This is a genomic window from Caballeronia glathei, assembly GCF_000698595.1.
Taxonomy (GTDB): Bacteria; Pseudomonadota; Gammaproteobacteria; order Burkholderiales; family Burkholderiaceae; genus Caballeronia; species Caballeronia glathei.
On sequence record NZ_JFHC01000032.1, the window covers coordinates 56,490 to 78,688 of the forward strand.

Sequence of the window (22,199 nt, forward strand, 5' to 3'; positions counted from 1 at the left end):
TTTGCAAGATAAGCCGCGCGCCTTACCCGCTTCTTACGTGTCCCGCCCAATCGCCACGGGGTATACACGGAGTCGGCGCGGCTCCTACAATGCGTCCCTACAATCGTAACTGAAACTAGCCGTGCGGATTCCAGTTTGAATCGATACGCCCTTTACCTTATTGCAGCCATGCTGCTCGTCGGAAGCAATGTCGGTGTCGGCAAGTCGATCGTCGCGTTCGTTCCCGTTGCCGCCTTTGCGCTCCTGCGCTTCGTGATCGCCGTCGGCGTGCTGTGGCCGCTGCTGCGTCCGTCGAAGATGAAGCGCGTTACGCGCGGCGAATGGGTCAACCTGTTCTTGCAGGCGCTCTTCGGCACGTTCATGTTCACGCTCCTGATGCTCAACGGCGTGCAGCGCACGAGCGCCGTCGCGGCGGGCGTGATCACGAGCACGATTCCGGCCGTCGTTGCGCTCTTCTCGTGGTTATTCCTGAAGGAGCGGCCCAACGGCCGCGCGCTCGCGTCGATCGCGCTCGCGATCATCGGCGTCACCGTGATCAACGTCGCGCAGAACGCGCACGGCGAAAGCGCCGCTTCGGCAAGCTCGTTCACCGGCAACCTGATGGTGCTCGGCGCGGTGTGCTGCGAATCGTTCTACGTGATCCTGTCGCGCCGGCTCACGCAGACGCTGCCCGCCATCGACATCTGCGCCTACACGCATTTCTTCGGTCTATTGCTGATGCTGCCGCTCGGGCTGCCGGCGCTCGTCGCCTTCGACTACGCGAGTGTCGGCATCGGCACCTGGAGCCTCGTGCTCTGGTACGGGCTCTCGGCGAGCATCTTTTCGTTCTGGCTCTGGATGAAAGGCATCCGGCACGTCGACGGCAGTTTGGCGGGCGTTTTTTCGGCCGTGCTGCCGATCGCCGCCGCGCTCTACGGCATGATTTTCCTCGGCGAGCGGCCGACCGCCGCGCACGGCATCGCGCTGGCTTGCGTCGTGGCGGGCATCGCGCTCGCGAGCGTCAGGGCGAGGCCGGTCCCGCCGATGGCCTCGTAGGCCGGCCGCGCCGCCGCGATGCCCTGCGGGTCCGGCAACCGGCGCGCTACGACACGCTACAATAGCGGGCTTCTCCAATTCCGAGCCCGCTTTTCGCTCAAACCACGACACCCATGTCCGCTCCCAAGCACGCCCCCGGATCGCCCCTGTCTCCCCGTCCGATGAGCCCGCTTCCGAGGGTCGTCTTCATGAGCCGCTGGCTCCAGGTCCCGCTCTATCTGGGCCTGATCGTCGCGCAGGCCGTCTATGTGGTGCTGTTCCTGAAGGAAGTCTGGCATCTCGTCTCGCACGCCTTCACGCTCGACGAAACCAACATCATGCTCGTCGTGCTCGGCCTGATCGACGTGGTGATGATCTCGAACCTGCTCATCATGGTGATCGTCGGCGGCTACGAGACGTTCGTGTCGCGGCTCGGCGTGGAGGGCCACCCCGACGAGCCCGAATGGCTCGATCACGTGAACGCGGGCGTGCTGAAGGTGAAGCTCTCGATGGCGCTCATCAGCATCTCGTCGATCCATCTGCTGAAAACCTTCATCAACCCGGACCTGCATTCGCAGCAGGCGGTGATGTGGCAGGTGATCATCCACGTCGCGTTCCTCCTCTCCGCGCTGATCATGGCATGGGTAGACCGCCTCACCACGCATACGCATCCGCAGCATTTCCACAACGAGCCGATCGCGCCGAAGAAGGCACTCGACTGAGCGTTGCCCAAGCATTGCCCGCGCGTCGCCAGAACGCCGGTACAAAAGTCCCGTCCCCAAGAGCCCAAGCCATGACCGTCATCAAACAGGAAGACCTGATCCAGAGCATCGCCGATTCGCTTCAGTACATCAGCTACTACCATCCGCTCGATTACATCCAGGCGCTCGGCCGCGCGTACGAGCTCGAGGAGAGCCCGGCCGCGAAGGACGCGATCGCGCAGATCCTGACCAACAGCCGCATGTGCGCGGAGGGCCGCCGCCCGATCTGCCAGGACACCGGCATCGTCACGGTGTTCGTGAAGGTCGGCATGGACGTGCGGTGGGACGGTGCGACGATGGGCGTCACCGAGATGATCAACGAAGGCGTGCGCCGCGGCTACCTGAACCCGGAGAACGTGCTGCGCGCGTCGATCGTGAGCCCGCCCGAAGGCGCGCGCAAGAACACGAAGGACAACACGCCGGCCGTGATCCACTACGAGATCGTGCCGGGCGACAAGGTGGATGTGCAGGTCGCAGCGAAGGGCGGCGGCTCGGAGAACAAGTCGAAGTTCGCGATGCTCAACCCGTCGGACTCGATCGTCGACTGGGTGCTGAAGACCGTGCCGACGATGGGCGCCGGCTGGTGCCCGCCGGGCATGCTCGGCATCGGCATCGGCGGCACGGCCGAGAAGGCGATGGTCATGGCGAAGGAGTCGCTCATGGACCCGATCGACATCCAGGACATCATCGCGCGCGGCCCGAAGGACTGGATCGAGAAACTGCGCGTGGAACTGCACGAGAAGGTCAACGCGCTCGGCATCGGCGCGCAGGGTCTCGGCGGCCTGGCCACCGTGCTCGACGTGAAGATCATGGCGGCGGCGACGCACGCGGCGAGCAAGCCGGTCGCGATCATCCCGAACTGCGCGGCCACGCGCCACGCGCACTTCACGCTCGACGGCTCGGGCGTCGCGAAGCTCGAGGCGCCGTCGCTCGACGCATGGCCGAAGGTGAACTGGGAGCCCAATACGGAGACGAGCCAGCGCGTGGACCTGAACACGCTCACGCCGGAGCAGGTCGCCGCGTGGAAGCCCGGCCAGACGCTGCTTCTCTCCGGCAAGATGCTCACCGGACGCGATGCCGCGCACAAGCGCATCGCGGACATGCTGGCCGCGGGCGAAAAGCTGCCCGTCGATTTCACGAATCGTGTGATCTATTACGTCGGCCCGGTCGATCCGGTGCGTGATGAAGTGGTCGGCCCGGCGGGCCCCACCACCGCGACCCGCATGGACAAGTTCACCGAGCTGATGCTGTCGCAGACCGGCCTGATCTCGATGATCGGCAAGGCCGAGCGCGGCCCGGTCGCGATCGAGGCGATCAGGAAGCACAACGCGGCGTACCTGATGGCGGTGGGCGGCGCGGCGTATCTGGTGTCGAAGGCGATCCGGGAAGCCAGGGTCGTCGCGTTCGGAGACCTCGGCATGGAAGCGATTTACGAGTTCGACGTGCAGGACATGCCGGTAACGGTTGCCGTCGATTCGAGCGGCACGTCGGTGCACAAGACCGGGCCGGCCGAATGGCAGGCGAAAATCGGCAAGATTCCCGTCGCGACCGCCTGATTTTCCGCTTATGCGATTCACGAGCCGGGCGTAACGCCCGGCTTTTTCATTGGCGGCGGCAATATCTCAATAAAGAGATTCATTCTCACTTTTATCTGAAACAAAAGATTTTTATCTAAGCTTGGCATTTTCATCTACAGGGTTTATCGTTTAAATAGCCACCACGCCACGAACAAGGAACAATCATGCAAGGCGACGCGAAGGTCATCGAATATCTGAACGCGCAGCTGAAAAACGAGCTGACCGCGATCAACCAGTATTTCCTGCACGCCCGGATGTACAAGCACTGGGGTCTGGAAAAACTCAACAAGCACGAGTACGACGAGTCGATCGGCGAGATGAAGCACGCCGACCTGCTGATCCAGCGCGTATTCCTGCTCGACGGTCTGCCGAATCTGCAGGACCTGCACAAGCTCTTGATCGGCGAGGAAACCAAGGAGATCATCGAGTGTGATCTGAAACTCGAACAGATCTCGCAGAGCACGTGCAAGGAAGCGATCGCATATTGTGAGACGGTGCGTGATTTCGTCTCCCGTGAAATCTTCGTGACGATTCTCGAAGACACGGAAGAGCACATCGACTGGCTCGAAACGCAACTCGACCTGATCGGCAAGGTCGGCATCCAGAACTATCAGCAATCGATGATGGGCGAGGGCGAATAAGCACCCGTCGTCCGATGCTGTTCGAAGCGTCCCCTTCTTTCCCGCCGACCGGGCGCGCCGTAGCTGATACGAGCGCGCCCGTCGGCGTTTTCGATTCCGGCCTGGGCGGCCTTTCGGTGCTGCGCGCCGTGCGCGCAGCGTTGCCGGACGAGCGGCTCGTCTACGTCGCCGATTCGCTCTACGCGCCCTACGGAGAGCGCGACGACGACTTCATCGCCGACCGGACCATGGCCATCGGCGAATGGCTGGTTTCGCAGGGCGCGAAGGCGCTGGTTGTCGCGTGCAACACGGCGACCGCGCAATCCATCGCGCTCGTGCGCGAGCGTCTCCCTATTCCGCTTGTCGGCGTGGAGCCGGGCGTGAAGCCGGCCGCTCTGGTTTCGAAAACGCGCGTGGTGGGCGTGCTGGCGACGGCCGTCACGCTGCGCAGCGCGCGTTTTCAGACGCTGCTCGAACGCTACGCCGGTGATTGCCGCTTCATCTGCCAGCCGGGGCACGGTCTCGTGCAGGCGGTGGAACGCTGCGACACGCATTCGCCCGAACTCCTCGCATTGCTCGCGAGCTATCTCCGGCCGATGCTCGACGCCGGCGCGGACACGCTTGTGCTCGGGTGCACGCACTATCCTTTCCTGGACGAGGCGATCCGCTCGATCGTGGGCGACCGGCTCCAGATCATCGACACGAGCGTCGCGATCGCTCGCCAGCTCGAGCGCCTGCTCGACGCCCACAGGCTGCGCGCCGCCGGGCCGTCTCCCCGCGCATTGCCGCGCTTCTACTCGACCGCCGACGGCGAATCCCAACGCCAGCTCGCCGCCTCGCTGCTGCAGATCGACGCGCGCGTCGAGCACGTCGTCATCCCATCGCGCCGCACGCGGCCGTTAGAATCCGACCTGGCCTGAGGGTTTTCCGCTCCGCCGGCTCGCCCGCCTGGCGCTTTCGCCTTGTCCAGCAAGGCTTCCGGCGATAACCCTGCCGACTTCCCCAGTATGTTACAAAAAACACAGACCCGCACTTGCAATGCCGCCGATACTGAATGATAATAATTCGCATTAACGTAAGCTATCGCGACCTGATCATGATCGTCTGTGTGTGCAAATCAGTATCCGACCGCAAGATCCGCACGGCTATTTCCGAGGGCATGGATTCCTTCGACGAGCTGCAGTTCGAACTCGGCGTCGCGCTGTGCTGCGGCAAGTGCGAGGAGTCGGTCCGCGACGTGATGCTGCAAAGCGGCGTGTGCGCGTCGCGTTGCGGGATCGAGCATCACGAACATCTTCAGGCTGTGCCGCTCACTTTTTACGAACGCAAGGCCGCCTGACATTCCCCGGGCGCGTCGAGCCGGACAGCGGTTGCTCCGCCGATCCGCTCTTGTTTTTCTGTATCTGCCGCCCGCAAGCCAGGTCACATCAGCCAGCTACGCCGCCCCCCGACCCAAGGAGGGAATGATGGAATTGCTGATCGGTTTCGTGACTACGCTGTTTATTTCTCTGCTTATCTTCCGAAAATGACGTCGTTGAGCTTGATGTGCTGTGCCGGGCCGTCGGATTCATTTATTGCGGCCCGCTCCTGAGAACATGCAGTCCCCGACTATTTCACCCGCCGGCATGCAGCCGGCTCCTTCGGCCGGGATCGACCGCCGCGTCATGGCGGCAGGTGCGGCTGTCGTCGCGATTCACGTCGTGTTGCTCGCGGTCGTGATGACCGTGCGCAACGCGCCGCTGCCCCGCCCGATCGAGTCCCGCGCGATCACCGCGCAGTTGCTGAGCGCCGAGCCGGCGCCGGTGGCCGCGCCCGTTGCGATCCAGTCGACGCCCACGCCCACGCCCCCGAAACCCGTTCCGCCGAAGCCGACGCCCAAGCCGAAGGTGCAGCCCCGCGTGAAGCCCGCGCCGACACCCGTGCCGATGCCGCAGAGCGACGCGCCGTCTCCGATCGCCGCACCCGCGCCCGATCCCGCGCCGCCGGCACCGCCCGCTCCGGCCGAACCGGCTGCCGCGGCGGCGCCCGCCACCGGCCGCCAGACGATGGCCATCTCCGCGCCGAAGAACGTTTCGCACCTCGATTGCAATATCGCGATGGCAGACTACCCGGCGATGTCGAAGCGCCGGGGCGAGACGGGCACGGCAGTCGTGAGTTTCGTCGTAGGATTGACGGGCAAGATCGAGAACGTCGCATTGAAAAAGAGCAGCGGCTCGTCGCGTCTTGATGAGGCCGCGCTCGACGCCATGCGGGCGAGCACCTGCAAACCTTACAAGGAAAACGGCGAAGCAATCCGCGCCGCCTATTCCCAGCCTTATGTATTCAGTCTGAACGACTGACCAGAATCTCTTAGATACAAACAGGAACTGCAATGGAAAATTACGGGATTGCGCACGTGTGGGCGCAAGGGGATTTCGTGACACGCGGCATCGCGATCGCGCTCGTCATCATGTCGGTGCTGTCCTGGACGGTGATCGTCGTGAAAGGATGGAACGTCATGCGCCTGAGGCGCCTGACGAAGGACGCCGAACGCGCCTTCTGGCACTCGGACGATTTCGCCGACGGCATCAAGAAGCTCGGCAGCCACAACTCCAGCCCGGCCGACAATCCTTTTCTCGCGCTCGCCCTCGCCGGCCAGGAAGCCGCCGACCACCATCACCAGACGCAGCCGCATCTGCACGACCGCATGGACGTGTCGGACTGGATCACGCGCTGCCTGAAGGACACGATGGACGAAGGCGTCGGCCGCATGCAGAGCGGGCTCGCGATCCTCGCGTCGATCGGCAGCACGTCGCCGTTCGTCGGACTGTTCGGCACGGTGTGGGGTATCTATCACGCGCTGCTCACCATCGGCGCGACCGGCCAGACCTCGATCGACCAGGTGGCCGGCCCGGTCGGCGAGTCGCTGATCATGACGGCGTTCGGCCTCTTCGTCGCGATTCCGGCGGTGCTCGGCTACAACGCGCTCACGCGCTCGAACAAGTCGATCGTGACGAAACTCAACCGCTTCGCCCACGGCCTGCATGCGTTCTTCGTGACCGGCACGAAGCTCTCGTCGAGCAAGCGCAGCGGCGCGGGCAATCCCGACAGCCTGCGTCTCGCGACGCGCGCAAGCTAAGCGGAGGCCCCGATGGCAATGAGCCCTTTCGCCGGCGACGAAGACGACGGCATGATGAGCGAAATCAACATGACGCCGCTCGTCGACGTCATGCTGGTGCTGCTGATCATCTTCCTCGTCACGATTCCGGCGATGCATCACGCGGTCAAGATCGACCTGCCGCACGCGAGCAGCCAGCCGCAGGACACCAAGCCCGCGCACGTGAACGTCGCGGTCGAGGCCGACGGCACGATCATGTGGGACGACCAGAAAATCGACGACGCGGCGCTCGCCGCGCGCATCGCACAGGCGTCGCAGCAGTCGCCGCAGCCGGAACTGCACCTGCGCGCGGACCGCAAGGTGCCGTACGAGCGCGTCGCCGACGTGATGTCGGCCGCTCAGGCAGGCGGGCTCACGAAGATCGGCTTCGTCACGGAACCCAAGGGCGGAGCAGGCAAGTAAAGCCGCCGCCGCTGCCGTAAATACGCGCGCCACAAAGTAAAAGGCCTTCATCGTCGGATGAAGGCCTTTTTTTGTGCGCACTCGGCGCTTTCGGGCGGGCAGTCACTTCGGGCTCGAATAGCCGGAGGACGAAGGATCACCACATGCGGCAACCGTGGTCGACACGGACAGCGCGATCAACCCTATCAGGCTAACTATAAGAGTAGCCGTCAGTTTTCGCATAAGAGGCTCCTTAGCGAAGGCGTTTTCAATATAACGCCGTGCCCGCGTGCCATCAAGGGCGGGCCGATTGAATCTGTCCATCGCAAGCGCGCGCTTCAATGCTAGAAACGATGCGCGCCGCCACGAATCGGTCAAACTGTTTCCCGCACGGGCGCCGGCTCGACAGGACATTCTCCTGGGAAGCGCCTGCCGTCGTCGATCGACTCCACGAGAAAATCGACGAACGCGCGGATTGCCGGCACCATGCCCTGCCGCGACAGGAACACCGCGTACAGTTGCGGCGACGGAAACGTCCAGCCCGGCATCACCGGCGAAAGCTGGCCCGTGCGCAACGGCGCGCCGTACATCATCTCCGGCAGCGCAGCGATGCCGACTCCGCGCAGCACGGCCTCGCGGATCATCGACAGGTCTGCCGTGACGAGACGCGGTTCGTGCTCGAACTCGTGGCGCGTGCCGTCGGGCGCGATCAGCCGGTACACGTGACGGCCGTCGCTCGACGGCGTGTCGAGCGTGTCGAACTGGCGCAACTCGCCCGGCGTGAGCGGCGGCGCGTTGGGCTTGAGCAGCGACGGCGCCGCAACCAGCATCTGTTCCGTGCGCCAGAGCGGCCGCGCGACCAGATTCGAATTCGCGGGTGGCTCGGAGCGCACGCGCAGCGCGACGTCGATCGCGTCCTCGAACAGATCGACGACCCGGTTCGTCACGCGCAGCACCACCCTCACCTCCGGATAGCGGTGCAGGAAGTCCGGCATCACGGCCGACAGGAACGTCTGCGCGATGGTCACGGGCACGCTCACGCGCACGGTGCCGCGCGGCGAATCGCGCAGGCTCTGGACGACATTGACGGCCGCCTGCGCCTCCGCCAGCATCGCCTGGCAATGCTGGTAGAAGAGCTGCCCCGCTTCGGTCAGCGCGAGCTTGCGCGTGGAGCGCTGCAGGAGCCGCACGCCGAGCGACGCCTCCAGTTCCGACACGCGCCGCGACAGCCGCGATTTCGATATCCCGAGCACCCGCTCCGCGGCGGAAAATCCGCCGTTCTCGACAACATGCGAGAAGTACATCAGGTCGTTCAGGTCGTGTGACTCGGTTCTCATATCGTTCCGCTGGCAGGACAATCCATTGCGATTAGATGGCTTTTTAGCCGGAATTCAGCCCATATAATATCGCTCTGTTGCAAATTCAGCGCCATTCCCCTGACGGCGACGCGAGGACCCATGAGCACTACACGCACTATCGAACGCACCATTCCCGCCATCCGGACCGTCGAAGGCGGCGGCTTTGTCGTGCATCGTCCGTTTCCGACCCGCCTTCTGATGGATTTCGACCCGATCCTTCTGCTCGACGAAATGGGCCCGGTCGACTACGCGCCGGGCGAAGCGAAAGGCGCGCCGGATCATCCGCATCGTGGCTTCGAGACGGTCACCTACGTGCTCGAAGGGCAATTTGGCCACAAGGACTCGGCGGGCCATTCCGGCACGCTGCGCGAAGGCGACGTGCAGTGGATGACGGCTGGCGCGGGCGTCGTCCACAGCGAAATGCCCGATCCGGAATTCACCCGGACCGGCGGCCGCGTGCACGGCCTGCAACTGTGGGTGAACCTGCCGAAGCGCGACAAGATGATCGCACCGCACTATCAGGAAATCCCGTCGGGCGGAATTCCGGTCGGCGTGAGCGACGACGGCCGGGTGCGGGTCAAGGTGATCGCTGGCGAGGCGCTGGGCGTGAAGGCCGCGATCGAAACGCGCACGCCGATCCTGTACCAGCATTTTTCGCTGCAGCCGGGGGCGTCGGTCGAAACCCGCGTGCCGCGCGACTTTCGCGTGTTCGCGTACGCGCTGTCGGGCGAAGGGCGCTACGGCGCGGAGCGCACGCAGGTGCGCGCGCGGCAGATGGTGCTCTTTCGCGACGACGGCGACAGCGTGACGCTTGCCACCGGCGAGGAGCCGCTCGAAGTGCTGCTGATCGGCGGGGTGCCGCTGAAGGAGCCAGTGGTGCGCTACGGGCCGTTCGTGATGAACACCGAGGACGAAATCCGTCAGGCGGTGATCGACTATCAGGCGGGCCGGATGGGCGCGATCACGCACTGAATTTGCGCCGAACGCGGCAAAACACACCAAAGCACACCTGCAAAGCATCCGCGGCGCGGCACGAACGGCGACATTGCGTCACAATAACCGTTCGCGCCGCGCCGCTTTTTTTCGTGTGCCGCTCCCCTTCGAACGCCCGTCAAACTACAGGAGCACTGAATGGCTGAACCGACCGTGATCGCGACCATCGGATCGACCGACTTCCAGGTTCAACTCGACGACGGCATGCACAAATGGGTCGCCGACGAACCCGAAAGCCTCGGCGGCCGGGATACCGGCCCCGAACCCGCGTCGCTCTTGCTGTCCAGTCTGGGCGCATGCACGTCGATCACGCTCAGGATGTACGCGAAGCGCAAGGACTGGCCGCTCGAAGCGGTGCGCGTCGGGCTGTCGCTCACGAGCACGGCCGAGGGCACGGTGATCGATCGCCAGATCGTGCTGACAGGCCCGCTCGCCGACGACCAGCGGGAACGCCTCTTGCAAATCGCCAATGCATGCCCGCTGCACAAGATCCTCTCCGGCTCGATCCGGATCGACACCGGGCTCGCGCCCGCGTAAGACTGCCTGAAGCCGCTTGAATGGGGCGCCGGAGCGCAATGAACGTCCAAGGAAACCGTCGAGTTGAATTTCGAACACCTGATCCAGATCAACGACCCGCTCAACCCGTTCGTCGATACCTTGACGCGCGAACAATTATGGGACGGGCTCGTCCTGCGCGCGGAACAGCCGCAGTTGTTCGTGCTCGGGCTCGATAGCTGCACGATCCTGTCGCGCGACGGCGACAGGATGGAGCGCGAACTGCACTATGGCCAGGCCGTCGTGCGCGACCGCGTGACGCTCACGCCGGGCGCGAGCGTGCGCTACGACATCCTGCCGACGGCGGACCATGTCGGCGGCTCGCTCACGATGGCGATCGAACAGCCGGACGAGCTGCAACTCTTTTTGCGCTTCACCTACAGCACGACCCTGCCCGTCGCCGACGAGGCCAACGCCAGCCCCGACGTGCTGCAGACGCAGGAGATCGTGAAATCGGCGTACCGCGAAGCTGACATCGATACCGTACGGCTGATCCGCCAGTACGTGCACGGCCCGAAGGGCCAGGCGCCGCTCCACTGACGCGCTACGCGATGCGGCAACGCATGCGAGCGTGGCCGCATCGAAATCTACTATCGAAAGCGCCGATCCGATGAGTAGATCGTTCTTGCAAATAGGAATGGTTATCATTTACTATGAATCCATCGAATCAACGAACGAGTTCACCGACATGACCGACACCCTGCGCTCCTCCACGCTCCGGCTGCGTCGCCCGGTCACTCGCGATGCCGCCATCACGCGACCCAAGCAGGCAGCCGTGACGTCAGTGCGTGCATCGAATGTCGAGGACGAGAGCGGCGAGCGCTCGGTGCGCAGCGATACACTGCTGCAGGGCCACAGCCACATCAGCATCGTGCACAACGGGGAGACCTACCAGTTGCGCGCCACGCGTCTAGGCAAGCTGATCCTGACGAAGTAGGCGCAGAACGAATTGCAGTACCGGGTATTGTGGGGACCACCTCTCCGAGAGGTGTTTGGCCATAGCCAGCGAGGACGACTTGCACGCGAGAAATAGACCCCTTCGTGCAAACACCAGCCAGTCGTCGATAGCCAGCGAAGCCGCTTTTTTTGGTTCCTGCCGGGTTTGTGTCGCACCGTCATGAGAAGCACGGAGCGACGCGCAAATGACAACGGCGCGCTTTCTTTCGAAAGCGCGCCGTTGTTTTTTTCGATCCGCCGGGGGCGTGATCGTAATCAGGTGTTTTCGATTCCCAGCGCCGCGATGCCCGCACGCGCGATCGCCGCGTCCTGATCCGACTTCACGCCCGACACGCCGACCGCGCCGACGAGATCCGTGCCCACCATGATCGGCACGCCGCCTTCGAGCATCGCTGTCATCGGCGCGCTGAGGAACGCGACGCGCCCCTGTTTGATCATGTCTTCGTAGACCTTGGTTTCACGCCGCCCGAGCACGGCCGTGCGCGCCTTGCCGGTCGCCATCTCGGCCGTGCTGGCGCCCGCACCCTCCAGGCGATGGAGATGCAGCAGATGACCGCCGTCGTCGACGATCGCAACCGTCACGTTCCAGTGGTGTTCGAGCGCGTGCGCTTCGGCGGCTGCGGCAATGATCTTGACGTCTTCGTCGGTCAGTACAGGTTTGGTTCTCAATTTCGTTCGGCTCGCTGGCTTGGCAGAAAAATTGGCGGAAATATTAGCGGGAAAAGCCCCAGAACATCAGATACCACGCGCTGTCCGCGACGGCCAGCGCAACAACAAACCATACCATCGCCGACACGCGCGTAACAATACGCTTTTCCGCATACCGGCTCGTCACGCGCCACGCGAGCCACGCGCTCCACAGATTCGCGACCGCGAGCAACGAGAGGCGCAGATCCGCGACCCACCAGAGCGGCACGTGCTCGGCGCGCAGAAGCGCCACCGTGGTCGCGGACAGGCCGAGGAACACGCCGCAGCCGGCAACCGGAATCAGCGCCTGCGTGAGGTGATGCAGGCGCCTCGCGTCGAAACGGCCGAGCATGCGCGTGGCTCCCGCGAGCAACGCGAGGAGCGCCGTGCCGTACACCAGCCCCGTGACGACGATATAGCCGATCACCATGCTGCCGTCGAGCCACGAAAATACGTCGTTCTGTTCGGGGTAATGCGTGAACAGGTACCACGGCGCGTTGGTCGCGAGCGGCCAGAGGATGTCGTGATCGATCAGCCAGCTCGCGAAAATCTGCTTCAGGTCGACGAACCAGGTGCTGACCGTCCAGTGAAATGCGCCGATCGCGATGCCGAGCAGCCCGTAGAGGATCAGCGCCGTGTCCCAGGCGTTCGCCTGCGCGTCGCCGAGACGCACCACTTCGTCCGACGGCGAGCGCCAGGTGAGCGCGACCGCATCGCGATGGCCGCTGCACCGGCCGCACATGTGGCAGTCGGCGGCGCCCTTCATGTTGCGCAGCGGCACGAGCGGCGCGCAATTGATCGGAATCACGCGATGGCCGTTCTCGCCCTCCTTGTAGGAGCGGCGCCACGCGTCTTCATCGACTTTGTAGTGGAACGGCGCGAGGCGCGCCAGCAGCGAGAACACCCCGTTCACGGGGCAGAGATACTTGCACCAGACGCGCTTTTCGCGCCCGTAGAGCACGCCGACGATCATCGCGCCGACGGTCGAGCCGCCCAGCACGAGCAGCACGGCCTTCGGATACTGATAGACACTGACCATCTGGCCGTAGATCGTCGTCAGGCCGAACGCGACGAAAGGCCACCCGCCCCAGCGCATCCAGCGCGGAATCGCCCAGCCGCGGCCGAACCTGCTCGCGAATTCCGACAGCGCCCCTTCCGGACACAGCACGCCGCACCACACGCGGCCGAGCATGACCATCGACAGCAGCACGAACGGCCACCAGATGCCCCAGAACACGAACTGCGCGGCAAGCGTCAGGTTGCTCCACAGATGCGCGGTGCCGTCCGGCAGCGGCATGAAGGAGGGCACGAGAATCAGAAACGCATACACGGCAACGACGACCCACTGAATCCCGCGGATCGCGCTGCCGTGCCGTTGCATCCATTGACCGGCTTGGCGCAGCCGGCCCGGCCGTTCAAGGACAGTGCTCATGCTGGTCGGCCCGCCGCTTTTTGCGTCATCTGGCTCTTCGAGCGGCGCATCAGCAGATAGATCACCGCCCAGTAGATGGCGTACGCAATCAGGTTCATGCCGGCCGGATGCGCGCGGTAACCCGTGAGCGTCGCGACGAGCGAGCCGAACGTGCTCGAGTCATCGAGCAGCCAGGACGTATCCCACAACTGATTGACGACGACCGGCAGGATTTCCTTGTCGATCAGCTTGTCGACGCCGGTTTCGAACAGGCCCGCCGCGAGGAACAGCAGCATGATCTCGGTGACGCGAAAGAAGATGCGCCACGAGAAGACCTTGCCGCCGAGCTGAAGAATGTAGAACGTGAGGAGCGCGAGCGCGAAACCGAGCAGCACCGCGACATACTGCGACGCCGCCACGTGTCCGGACTGCCCGAAGCCGACGCCGTAGAGGAACACCGCCGTCTCGCTGCCCTCCCGCGCGATGGCGAGCGCGACCAGCACCGTGATGCTCCACCAGTGCCCGTCCTGCGTGCTCTTTTGCAGCGACGCCTCCATGTCCTTCTTGAGCGTGCGGCCGTGGCGCTTCATCCAGAGCACCATCTGCACGATCAGCACGCAGGCGACGAGCACCATCGCCGTCTGGAAATAGTCCTGGGCGTCGCCCGAGAGCACCTCCGTGAACCCGACGAGCGCCGCGCCGAGCGCCACGGCCGCGAGCAGGCCGATCGCGACGCCCGCCCACAGATACGGCATGCCGCGCCGCGCATGATGATCGCCGTTCTTCAGCCAGGCGTACAGAATGCCGACGACGAGCAACGCCTCGACACTCTCGCGCCAGACGATGAAAAGAACCTGACCCATCAAAAACCTCCAGCCATTTCCGCTTCACACGGGCGCGGCGCCCGACGCTGCGCGCCGCGCAACCCACCCTACTTCGCGACGATCACACCCTGCGCGGTCTGATGGAAATCGTCGAAAAACTTGTATTCGCCCGGGGCGAGCGGTGCGATCACGACGAACGAATCCGCGCCCGGCGCGAGCACCTTTTCCTTGCGCAACTGGATGCTCTCGAATTCCGCGGCACCCTTTCCGATGTTGTGCACTTCGATCTTGATGCGCTGGCCCGCCGGCACTTCGATGCGCTCGGGGTTCAGCTTGCCGTCGTTCATTTCGAGCTTGAACGTCGGCAGATCGGCGGCTTGCGCGATGCCGGCAAGAAGCGCCGGCAACACGAGCGCGGCCACCTGGAGTTTGAGTTTCATGCTGCCTTCCTGAGTTGCGCGCGCCGCCGGTCATGCGCCCGTGGCGCGCCTCGAAGCGCGCTCGCTTAGTAGCCGCCCTTCTTGCCGATTCCGGCGAACGGGAAATCGTACTCGATCGTGAACGGCTTGAACCACGGGCCCACGCCCGTTTCCTTGTCGATGTGACGGCCGAACGCCATGTGGCCCGTCTGCGCGGGCGGCGCGATGTGCAGCTTCAGGTGATATTTGCCCGGGCCGAAGAGCTTGACGTTGTCGCCGTAGTGCGGGCCGTCGCTCGCGACCATCGCCATCAGGTCGCCCTTGATGGTCTGCGTCGTGCCGACTTTCGTCAGTTCATACGTGACCTGCAGGTACGGCATCCAGTCGCCTTCCGCAAAACCCGTCGGGTTGTCCTTGACGGCGTGGATGTCTGCCTCGAGGTGGATGTCCGAATCCGATGCCTTGCGCATCATGCCTTCAGGCGCCATCGTGATCGGCTGCAGATACACGGCGCCGGTTTCCATGCCGCCCTCGATATGCTGCTTGCCGATCGGATACTCCGCTGCCGTCGCCGACATTGCTGCCGTTAGCGCCGCTGCGGCGAGCGCGCCGCGCATCAAAGTTTTTACCTGCATTCGCCACTCCTTGTTGTTATCGATCGATATGCGCGGTGCGCGCCATCCAAACCCGATCTGCTTCACCGCATCGAGGCCCGGCCACCGTGAAGCATCCCAATGAGAACCGATTCCAGAACGTTAATAGGAACCATTCTCAATATTTGCGAAGTGTAGCACCGATCGATCACAAGAACAATTTGATCCGCCTTACAGCCTTATCCCAGCAAGGGTTTCGCCGGTTCGGGGCAGCGGCGAAACATCTGAAAAAACGCGACGAAGAGTGGCGTCGTCGCGTTCTTCTATTTGAGGACTGGTTTAGTCGATGCCCGTCAGGTGATCGCCGACGTTCGCGCCGAACACGCGCTCCCGCAAGAGCGCCAACTGGTCGCGCGTCTGTGCCGCCTTTTCGAATTCGAGATTCTTGGCGTGGTCCATCATCTGCTTTTCGAGACGCTTGATTTCCTTCGCGAGCTGCTTCTCCGACATGTCCTCGAACTTCGCGCGCGTCTGCGCTTCCTTCAGCTCGGCGCGGGCGTCGTCGACGTTGTAGACGCCGTCGATGATGTCTTTGATGCGCTTCGTCACGCCACGCGGCGTGATGCCCATCTTCTCGTTGTGCGCGACCTGCTTCGCGCGCCGCCGCTCGGTTTCGCCGATCGCGCGCTTCATCGATTCGGTCATGTTGTCGGCGTAGAGAATCGCCTTGCCGTTCACGTTGCGCGCCGCCCGGCCGATCGTCTGGATGAGCGAACGCTCGGCGCGCAGGAACCCTTCCTTGTCGGCGTCGAGAATCGCCACCAGCGACACCTCCGGAATATCCAGCCCTTCGCGCAAGAGGTTGATGCCGACCAGCACGTCGAAGCTGCCGAGCCGCAAGTCGCGGATGATCTCGACGCGCTCCACCGTATCGATATCGCTATGCAGATAGCGCACCTTCACCCCGTGATCGGCGAGAAACTCGGTCAGCTGCTCGGCCATGCGCTTGGTCAGCACCGTGACCAGCACGCGTTCGCCGGCTTTCACGCGCGCGTTGATCTCCGAGAGCACGTCGTCGACCTGAGAGCGCGCCGGGCGCACCTCGATTTCCGGATCGACGAGCCCGGTCGGGCGAACCAGTTGCTCGGCCACCTGGCCGGACGTGCGCTGCTCGTAGTCGGCGGGCGTCGCGGACACGAAGATCGCCTGGCGCATCTTGCGCTCGAACTCGTTGAACTTGAGCGGCCGGTTGTCGAGCGCGGACGGCATCCGGAAGCCGTAATCGACGAGATTTTCCTTGCGCGCCCGGTCGCCGTTGTACATGCCGTTCAGCTGGCCGATCAGCACGTGCGACTCGTCGAGCAGCATCAGCGCGTCGGGCGGCAGGTAATCGACGAGCGTCGGCGGCGGCTCGCCGGGCGCCGCGCCCGAAAAATGCCGCGAATAGTTTTCGATGCCCTTGCAGAAACCCAGCTCCTGCAGCATTTCGAGATCGAACCGCGTGCGCTGCTCGAGCCGCTGCGCCTCGACCAGCTTGCCGTCCTTGTGAAAAAATTCGAGCCGCTCGCGCAATTCCGCCTTGATCGTCTCGATCGCGCGCATCACGGTGTCGCGCGGCGTCACGTAATGCGACGACGGGTAGACGGTGAAGCGCGGAATCTTCTGGCGCACGCGCCCGGTGAGCGGATCGAAGAGTTGCATCGACTCGATCTCGTCGTCGAAAAGCTCCACGCGCACCGCCATTTCGGCGTGCTCGGCCGGAAAAATGTCGATCGTGTCGCCGCGCACGCGAAACGTGCCGCGCTGGAAATCGGCCTCGTTGCGGTTGTACTGCATCGCGATCAGCCGCGCGATGATGTCGCGCTGGCCGAGCTTGTCGCCCGTGCGCAGCGTCAGAATCATCTTGTGATACTCCGACGGATTACCGATACCGTAGATCGCCGACACCGTCGCGACGATCACCACGTCGCGCCGTTCGAGCAGGCTCTTCGTGGCGGAGAGCCGCATCTGCTCGATGTGCTCGTTGATCGACGAGTCCTTTTCGATGAACAGGTCGCGCTGCGGCACATACGCTTCTGGCTGGTAGTAGTCGTAGTACGAGACGAAATATTCGACCGCGTTGCGCGGGAAAAACTCGCGGAACTCCGCGTAGAGCTGCGCGGCAAGGGTCTTGTTCGGCGCGAACACGATCGCGGGCCGCCCCATGCGGGCGATCACGTTCGCCATCGTGAAGGTCTTGCCCGAACCGGTTACGCCGAGCAGGGTCTGGAACGAAAGGCCGTCCTCGATGCCTTCGACGAGCGTGCTGATCGCCTCGGGCTGGTCGCCTGCGGGCGCATACGGCTGGTAGAGCTGAAACGGGGAGCCATCGAAGGTGACGAATCTGGATTCGTCGAGTGCATCGGGGGCGTCGATGAGGGTATCGGACATGAGGAAATGTAACCTTCGCCGAGAGCAAACGCCTATTTTAGCGGTTCGCGCAAAAGCGGGTGGACGGCGGGGCCGGAGTGTCGGAACGGCGTGCGCCGGTTCGGCCGGCGCCGTGTTGCCTACAAGATGGGGATGAACGGGGCAACCGCAAGCGAGCCCCACCCTGCATGCGTATCGGGCCGGGAATCAGGTAAAAAAGCGCAAAAAAAGGACGCAAATCGCGGGGTGCGGCCGGCAAAATAATCCGCCCGATTCGCTACAATGGCGGATTCCGGGGCCGATTCAGCGCAACCAGGCCGCGAAACGGCGCCGCAACGCGTGATTACGCGTGGCAGCAGCCGTTCCGGCCGCCCGGCCTCCTTGCAAGTCCTTGCCGCACGTCTTTCCACTACTGCCGATACATCATGTCTCTTTTCTCTGCCGTCGAACTCGCTCCCCGCGACCCGATCCTGGGCCTCAACGAAGCCTTCAACGCCGACACGCGCACGACCAAGGTCAATCTGGGCGTCGGCGTGTACACGAATGAAGAAGGCAAGATTCCGCTCCTGCGCGCAGTGCGCGAGGCGGAAAAAGCCCGCATCGAGGCCGCGCTGCCGCGCGGTTACCTGCCGATCGAAGGGATCGCCGCCTATGACACCGCCGTCCAGAAACTGCTGCTCGGCAACGATTCGCCGCTGATTGCGGCCGGTCACGTCGTCACGGCACAGGCGCTCGGCGGCACGGGCGCGCTGAAGATCGGCGCGGACTTCCTCAAGCGCGTGAACCCGGGCGCGATGGTCGCAATCAGCGATCCGAGCTGGGAAAACCACCGTGCCCTCTTCGAAGGCGCTGGTTTCGAGGTCGTGAACTACCCGTACTACGATGCAGCCACCCACGGCGTGAACTTCGAAGGCATGCTCGCGGCGCTCGACAGCTACCCGGCCGGCACGATCGTCGTGCTGCACGCGTGCTGCCACAACCCGACCGGCGTGGATCTGACGGCCACCCAATGGCGCCAGATCGTCGACGTGGTGAAGGCGCGCTCGCTCGTGCCCTTCCTCGACATCGCCTACCAGGGCTTCGGCGACGGCATCGAGGCCGACGCCGCCGCAGTGCGCCTCTTCGCCAACGCGGACGTGAACGTATTCGTGTCGTCGTCGTTCTCGAAGTCGTTCTCGCTCTATGGCGAGCGCGTCGGCGCGCTGTCGATCATCACGACGGGCAAGGAAGAATCGGCGCGCGTGCTGTCGCAACTGAAGCGCGTGATCCGCACGAACTACTCGAACCCGCCGACGCACGGCGGCTCGGTCGTCGCGGCCGTGCTGGCCTCGCCGGAACTGCGCGCGACGTGGGAACAGGAGCTGGGCGAAATGCGCGACCGGATCCGCGCAATGCGCAACGGCCTTGTCGAGCGTCTGAAGGCGAGCGGCGTGGATCGCGACTTCAGCTTCGTGAGCCAGCAGCGCGGCATGTTCTCCTACTCGGGCCTGACGGCGCCGCAAGTGGACCGACTGCGCGAGGAATTCGGGATCTACGCGGTCAGCACCGGCCGGATTTGCGTGGCCGCGCTGAACACGCGCAACCTGGACGTTGTGGCGAACGCCGTCGCGCACGTGCTGAAGTAACACGGCCGCGGCTTTGTGCTACCTGAAATGGCGCCCGTTTCGGGCGCCATTTTTTTCGGCTTTCGGCTTTCGGCTTTCGGCTTTCGGCTTTCGGCTTTCGGCTTTCGGCTTTCGGCTTTCGGCTTTCGGCTTTCGGCTTTCGGCTTTCGGCTTTCGGCTTTCGGCTTTCGGCTTTCGGCTTTCGGCTTTCGGCTTTCGGCTTTCGGCTTTCGGCTTTCGGCTTTCGGCTTTCGGCTTTCGGCTTTCGGCTTTCGGCTTTCGGCTTTCGGCTTTCGGCTTTCGGCTTTCGGCTTTCGGCTTTCGGCTTTCGGCTTTCGGCTTTCGGCTTTCGGCTTTCGGCTTTCGGCTTTCGGCTTTCGGCTTTCGGCTTTCGGCTTTCGGCTTTCGGCTTTCGGCTTTCGGCTTTCGGCTTTCGGCTTTCGGCTTTCGGCTTTCGGCTTTCGGCTTTCGGCTTTCGGCTTTCGGCTTTCGGCTTTCGGCTTTCGGCTTTCGGCTTTCGGCTTTCGGCTTTCGGCTTTCGGCTTTCGGCTTTCGGCTTTCGGCTTTCGGCTTTCGGCTTTCGGCTACCGGATGTCGCGATGGATGTCGTGCGTGACGAAATGCGACTCGCCGTCCGGCATGTCGAGCCAATCATGGTGCGCCAGCGTGCCGCGAATGTCCTGCAGACCGCTTTCCCAGTGTTCACGCATCGTCGACAAGCCGAACTGGTAGTCCTTGTAGTGCCCTTCGTATTCCTTGTGCCGGTAAATCAGGTGAATCACGTTATAGCGCTTCGAGCACGCAAGGTCCTGAGCGAGCTTGCACCACGCATCGTTCTTGCGGAGTTCCTCCGGCACCTGTTCCAGCACATGCCTGAGCACATTCCGATAGCGCTGCGCACGCTGCATCGTATCCGTCACCATGCGCGTGCGGCTGGAATACTGGATGTCCTTCACCCGCCCCATCACATCGACGATGCTGTCGGGCACCGGCCCGCGCGCGCTCCACAGATCGACCTGGAACGCGAGCGTGTCGCGGCGCGGGCTTGCCTGCGCGATTTCATAGAGCGGCGTATTCGACATCAGCCCGCCATCCCAGTAATAGTCGCCGTCGATTTCCACGGCGGCAAACCCCGGCGGTAACGCGCCCGACGCGATGAAGTGTTCCGCCCTCAGCCGGATATGCGTGTTGTCGAAGTAGGCGAAGTTGCCGGTCGCGACATTCACCGCGCCCACCGACACCCGCATCTCGCCCGAATTGATCCGGTCGAAGTCGCATAGCTGCTCGAGCGTCGCCTTGAGCGGCGCGGTGTCATAGTAGCTCGCCGTTTGCGGCTCGCCTGCGGCCACCGGCGACGGCGGCGGGAACCGAGGCACGAAAAATCCCTTCTGCCCTTCGAGCACCGCACCGAACGCCTGCATCGCCGTGAACGCCTTGCGAATCTCGTCCGCGGAATTGAAGAACGCGCGCTCGATGAACGCAGGCATCGGCAGCCCGAACGCGGGCTGACAGATCGTCTCCCAGAATTCAAGGAGGCGTGGCACGCGGTCCTTGGGCGCGTTTCCCGCAATGATCGCCGTATTGAGCGCGCCGATCGAAATGCCGGCAATCCAGTTGGGATGGATGCCGGCTTCGTCGAGCCCCTGGTAGACGCCCGCCTGATAGGCACCCAGCGCGCCACCGCCCTGCAGCATCAACGCGATCGTCTCGTAGGGCGGCAAGGCGATGCCGGCGGCGTTGAGCGCCGCTGCGGCCGGTGCCACGACCACCGGTTCCGAGCAGAAATCGGCCTCTACGGTGGCGGCAGCCTCTTCGCCGCGCCGCGAGGTGCCGGCCGCACGCCGTGAACCGCGCACGGGCCGCTTCGCCGCGGGCGCGCCGGCCCCGCCATCGTTGTCCGCCGGGGTGGTCTCGTCCCGCGGCGCAGCTTCCCTGCCGCCATCGCTTGCAGCCATTGCGTTCTCCGTCGACTTATTGCATGTACCAGCCGTGACTCACCACAAAGGACTGCCCCGTCAGCGCAGCCGTCGGGAATGCGGCGAGGAACAGCACCGTCTGGGCGACGTCCTCGACTGTCGTGAACACGCCGTCCACCGTTCCGCCGAGCATCACGCGCTTGACGACATCCTCCTCGCTGATGCCGAGCTCCTTAGCCTGCTCGGGGATCTGCTTGTCGACCAGCGGCGTGCGCACGAAACCCGGACACACGACATGCGAGCGCACGTTGTGCTTCGCCCCTTCCTTCGCCAGCACGCGCGCGAGGCCGAGCAGGCCGTGCTTGGCCGTCACATACGCCGACTTGAGCGGCGACGCCTCATGCGAGTGCACCGAGCCCATATAGATCACGACTCCGCCGCGGTCATCCTTGTACATGTGCTTGAGCGATGCCTTGGTGGTCAGGAACGCGCCGTCGACGTGGATCGCCTGCATCTTCTTCCAGTCGGAGAACGCGTAGTTCTCGATCGGGTTGACGATCTGGATGCCGGCATTGGAAACGAGGATGTCGACGGAGCCGAGCTCCGCCGCGACCCGGTCGATGCCGTCGTTCACCGCCTGTTCGTTCGTCACGTCCATCGCGACACCAATCGCCTTGCCGCCCTTGCCGCGAATCTCCTCGGCAACCGCGTTCGCACCGTCCTGGTTCAGGTCCGCGATGGCGACAGCCGCGCCGGCCGCAGACAGCGTCAGCGCGATTTCCTTGCCGATGCCGCTTGCCGCGCCCGTAACCACGGCAACTTTCCCGTCGAGCTTCGTATTCAGTGACATACAGACCTCCCTCTGGTTGGCGAATGTGCAACGTGAGCTATGACAACACGCGACGCCCGGCCGTTCAAGCTGGCCGGATGGCATAGGCGAATCCCCGGGGAATGCTCAGCCCG

Annotated in this window: 23 protein-coding genes; 14 read left to right on the forward strand and 9 right to left on the reverse strand. The window is 63.9% G+C overall.

The genetic code is table 11. The annotated features are described in order from the left end of the window. Positions 1–135: 135 nt before the first annotated feature. From BG61_RS20240 to BG61_RS20280, 9 genes are all read left to right on the forward strand, one after another. Positions 136–1,035: a DMT family transporter gene (locus BG61_RS20240; protein ID WP_035924410.1), complete on the forward strand. Its 900-nt coding sequence runs from the start codon at positions 136–138 to the stop codon at positions 1,033–1,035. Between the two features lie 113 nt (positions 1,036–1,148). Further along, entirely contained in the window at positions 1,149–1,736 is a 588-nt protein-coding gene (locus BG61_RS20245) for a TIGR00645 family protein (RefSeq protein WP_035924407.1), read from the forward strand. Positions 1,737–1,807: 71 nt separating this feature from the next. Beyond that, positions 1,808–3,331: a fumarate hydratase gene (locus BG61_RS20250; RefSeq protein WP_035924405.1), complete on the forward strand. Its 1,524-nt coding sequence runs from the start codon at positions 1,808–1,810 to the stop codon at positions 3,329–3,331. 185 nt (positions 3,332–3,516) lie between these two features. After that, entirely contained in the window at positions 3,517–3,993 is a 477-nt protein-coding gene (gene bfr, locus BG61_RS20255; protein WP_035924402.1) for a bacterioferritin, read from the forward strand. 14 nt (positions 3,994–4,007) lie between these two features. Then, complete coding sequence (gene murI / locus BG61_RS20260; RefSeq protein WP_035924401.1) at positions 4,008–4,892, forward strand: glutamate racemase; 885 nt, start codon at positions 4,008–4,010, stop codon at positions 4,890–4,892. 176 nt (positions 4,893–5,068) lie between these two features. Then, positions 5,069–5,311 (forward strand): (2Fe-2S)-binding protein, encoded by a 243-nt coding sequence (locus BG61_RS20265; protein WP_035924399.1) that lies wholly within the window; start codon positions 5,069–5,071, stop codon positions 5,309–5,311. Between the two features lie 256 nt (positions 5,312–5,567). Further along, a complete protein-coding gene (locus BG61_RS20270) occupies positions 5,568–6,311 on the forward strand; it encodes an energy transducer TonB (RefSeq protein WP_035924397.1) in 744 nt (247 codons plus the stop codon). A gap of 32 nt (positions 6,312–6,343) precedes the next feature. Beyond that, complete coding sequence (locus BG61_RS20275) at positions 6,344–7,090, forward strand: MotA/TolQ/ExbB proton channel family protein (protein WP_035924395.1); 747 nt, start codon at positions 6,344–6,346, stop codon at positions 7,088–7,090. Positions 7,091–7,102: 12 nt separating this feature from the next. Then, the gene (locus BG61_RS20280) at positions 7,103–7,531 is read left to right on the forward strand and encodes an ExbD/TolR family protein (protein ID WP_035924391.1); all 429 of its coding nucleotides are present in this window, start codon (positions 7,103–7,105) and stop codon (positions 7,529–7,531) included. Positions 7,532–7,884: 353 nt separating this feature from the next. Here BG61_RS20280 and BG61_RS20285 read toward each other — a convergent pair whose 3' ends face one another. Further along, positions 7,885–8,847 (reverse strand): LysR family transcriptional regulator, encoded by a 963-nt coding sequence (locus BG61_RS20285; RefSeq protein WP_035924390.1) that lies wholly within the window; start codon positions 8,845–8,847, stop codon positions 7,885–7,887. Positions 8,848–8,967: 120 nt separating this feature from the next. On the opposite strand from BG61_RS20285, the gene BG61_RS20290 reads away from it, so the two are divergent. The 4 genes from BG61_RS20290 (at position 8,968) to hemP (ending at position 11,353) form a co-directional block, all read left to right on the forward strand. Continuing rightward, complete coding sequence (locus BG61_RS20290; protein WP_035924388.1) at positions 8,968–9,840, forward strand: pirin family protein; 873 nt, start codon at positions 8,968–8,970, stop codon at positions 9,838–9,840. Between the two features lie 159 nt (positions 9,841–9,999). After that, positions 10,000–10,398, forward strand: coding sequence for an OsmC family protein (locus BG61_RS20295; RefSeq protein WP_035924385.1), 399 nt, complete (start codon positions 10,000–10,002; stop codon positions 10,396–10,398). A gap of 63 nt (positions 10,399–10,461) precedes the next feature. After that, on the forward strand, positions 10,462–10,956 hold the full coding sequence (locus BG61_RS20300) for an SRPBCC family protein (RefSeq protein WP_035924382.1): 495 nt from the start codon (positions 10,462–10,464) through the stop codon (positions 10,954–10,956). Positions 10,957–11,104: 148 nt separating this feature from the next. Further along, positions 11,105–11,353, forward strand: coding sequence for a hemin uptake protein HemP (gene hemP / locus BG61_RS20305; protein WP_035924533.1), 249 nt, complete (start codon positions 11,105–11,107; stop codon positions 11,351–11,353). Positions 11,354–11,628: 275 nt separating this feature from the next. Here hemP and BG61_RS20310 read toward each other — a convergent pair whose 3' ends face one another. The 6 genes from BG61_RS20310 to uvrB all read right to left on the reverse strand — a co-directional run bounded on the left by BG61_RS20310 (position 11,629) and on the right by uvrB (position 17,737). Next, positions 11,629–12,042: a GlcG/HbpS family heme-binding protein gene (locus tag BG61_RS20310; RefSeq protein ID WP_035924379.1), complete on the reverse strand. Its 414-nt coding sequence runs from the start codon at positions 12,040–12,042 to the stop codon at positions 11,629–11,631. Between the two features lie 43 nt (positions 12,043–12,085). Then, positions 12,086–13,492 (reverse strand): 4Fe-4S binding protein, encoded by a 1,407-nt coding sequence (locus BG61_RS20315; protein WP_035924377.1) that lies wholly within the window; start codon positions 13,490–13,492, stop codon positions 12,086–12,088. Next, positions 13,489–14,334, reverse strand: a complete 846-nt coding sequence (locus BG61_RS20320; RefSeq protein WP_035924375.1) for an FTR1 family iron permease — start codon at positions 14,332–14,334, stop codon at positions 13,489–13,491. Before BG61_RS20320 ends, BG61_RS20315 begins: the two co-directional genes overlap by 4 nt. A 68-nt stretch (positions 14,335–14,402) precedes the next feature. After that, positions 14,403–14,735 (reverse strand): cupredoxin domain-containing protein, encoded by a 333-nt coding sequence (locus tag BG61_RS20325; protein ID WP_035924372.1) that lies wholly within the window; start codon positions 14,733–14,735, stop codon positions 14,403–14,405. A 65-nt stretch (positions 14,736–14,800) separates the two neighbouring features. After that, a complete protein-coding gene (locus tag BG61_RS20330) occupies positions 14,801–15,349 on the reverse strand; it encodes an iron transporter (protein WP_035924530.1) in 549 nt (182 codons plus the stop codon). Positions 15,350–15,646: 297 nt separating this feature from the next. Beyond that, the gene (gene uvrB, locus BG61_RS20335) at positions 15,647–17,737 is read right to left on the reverse strand and encodes an excinuclease ABC subunit UvrB (RefSeq protein ID WP_035924371.1); all 2,091 of its coding nucleotides are present in this window, start codon (positions 17,735–17,737) and stop codon (positions 15,647–15,649) included. A gap of 404 nt (positions 17,738–18,141) precedes the next feature. Between uvrB and BG61_RS20340 the strand changes: the two genes are divergently transcribed. Further along, positions 18,142–19,341 (forward strand): amino acid aminotransferase, encoded by a 1,200-nt coding sequence (locus tag BG61_RS20340; protein ID WP_035924368.1) that lies wholly within the window; start codon positions 18,142–18,144, stop codon positions 19,339–19,341. Between the two features lie 563 nt (positions 19,342–19,904). Here the strand turns inward: BG61_RS20340 and BG61_RS20350 are convergent. Both BG61_RS20350 and BG61_RS20355 read right to left on the reverse strand, forming a co-directional pair. Further along, on the reverse strand, positions 19,905–21,275 hold the full coding sequence (locus BG61_RS20350; RefSeq protein WP_081868136.1) for a DUF3734 domain-containing protein: 1,371 nt from the start codon (positions 21,273–21,275) through the stop codon (positions 19,905–19,907). A 16-nt stretch (positions 21,276–21,291) separates the two neighbouring features. Beyond that, positions 21,292–22,086, reverse strand: a complete 795-nt coding sequence (locus BG61_RS20355) for a 3-hydroxybutyrate dehydrogenase (RefSeq protein WP_035924365.1) — start codon at positions 22,084–22,086, stop codon at positions 21,292–21,294. Positions 22,087–22,199 lie beyond the last annotated feature (113 nt).

Bases quoted from the DNA above. Each gene is read 5' to 3' on its own strand.
- BG61_RS20315 (WP_035924377.1), bottom strand. From the start codon at position 13,492: ATGAGCACTGTCCTTGAACGGCCGGGCCGGCTGCGCCAAGCCGGTCAA.
- BG61_RS20295 (WP_035924385.1), top strand. From the start codon at position 10,000: ATGGCTGAACCGACCGTGATCGCGACCATCGGATCGACCGACTTCCAG.
- BG61_RS20245 (WP_035924407.1), top strand. From the start codon at position 1,149: ATGTCCGCTCCCAAGCACGCCCCCGGATCGCCCCTGTCTCCCCGTCCG.
- BG61_RS20330 (WP_035924530.1), bottom strand. From the start codon at position 15,349: ATGCAGGTAAAAACTTTGATGCGCGGCGCGCTCGCCGCAGCGGCGCTA.
- BG61_RS20340 (WP_035924368.1), top strand. From the start codon at position 18,142: ATGTCTCTTTTCTCTGCCGTCGAACTCGCTCCCCGCGACCCGATCCTG.
- BG61_RS20355 (WP_035924365.1), bottom strand. From the start codon at position 22,086: ATGTCACTGAATACGAAGCTCGACGGGAAAGTTGCCGTGGTTACGGGC.
- bfr (WP_035924402.1), top strand. From the start codon at position 3,517: ATGCAAGGCGACGCGAAGGTCATCGAATATCTGAACGCGCAGCTGAAA.
- BG61_RS20320 (WP_035924375.1), bottom strand. From the start codon at position 14,334: ATGGGTCAGGTTCTTTTCATCGTCTGGCGCGAGAGTGTCGAGGCGTTG.
- BG61_RS20350 (WP_081868136.1), bottom strand. From the start codon at position 21,275: ATGGCTGCAAGCGATGGCGGCAGGGAAGCTGCGCCGCGGGACGAGACC.
- uvrB (WP_035924371.1), bottom strand. From the start codon at position 17,737: ATGTCCGATACCCTCATCGACGCCCCCGATGCACTCGACGAATCCAGA.
- BG61_RS20280 (WP_035924391.1), top strand. From the start codon at position 7,103: ATGGCAATGAGCCCTTTCGCCGGCGACGAAGACGACGGCATGATGAGC.
- BG61_RS20285 (WP_035924390.1), bottom strand. From the start codon at position 8,847: ATGAGAACCGAGTCACACGACCTGAACGACCTGATGTACTTCTCGCAT.
- murI (WP_035924401.1), top strand. From the start codon at position 4,008: ATGCTGTTCGAAGCGTCCCCTTCTTTCCCGCCGACCGGGCGCGCCGTA.
- BG61_RS20265 (WP_035924399.1), top strand. From the start codon at position 5,069: ATGATCGTCTGTGTGTGCAAATCAGTATCCGACCGCAAGATCCGCACG.
- BG61_RS20250 (WP_035924405.1), top strand. From the start codon at position 1,808: ATGACCGTCATCAAACAGGAAGACCTGATCCAGAGCATCGCCGATTCG.
- BG61_RS20270 (WP_035924397.1), top strand. From the start codon at position 5,568: ATGCAGTCCCCGACTATTTCACCCGCCGGCATGCAGCCGGCTCCTTCG.
- BG61_RS20275 (WP_035924395.1), top strand. From the start codon at position 6,344: ATGGAAAATTACGGGATTGCGCACGTGTGGGCGCAAGGGGATTTCGTG.
- hemP (WP_035924533.1), top strand. From the start codon at position 11,105: ATGACCGACACCCTGCGCTCCTCCACGCTCCGGCTGCGTCGCCCGGTC.
- BG61_RS20325 (WP_035924372.1), bottom strand. From the start codon at position 14,735: ATGAAACTCAAACTCCAGGTGGCCGCGCTCGTGTTGCCGGCGCTTCTT.
- BG61_RS20290 (WP_035924388.1), top strand. From the start codon at position 8,968: ATGAGCACTACACGCACTATCGAACGCACCATTCCCGCCATCCGGACC.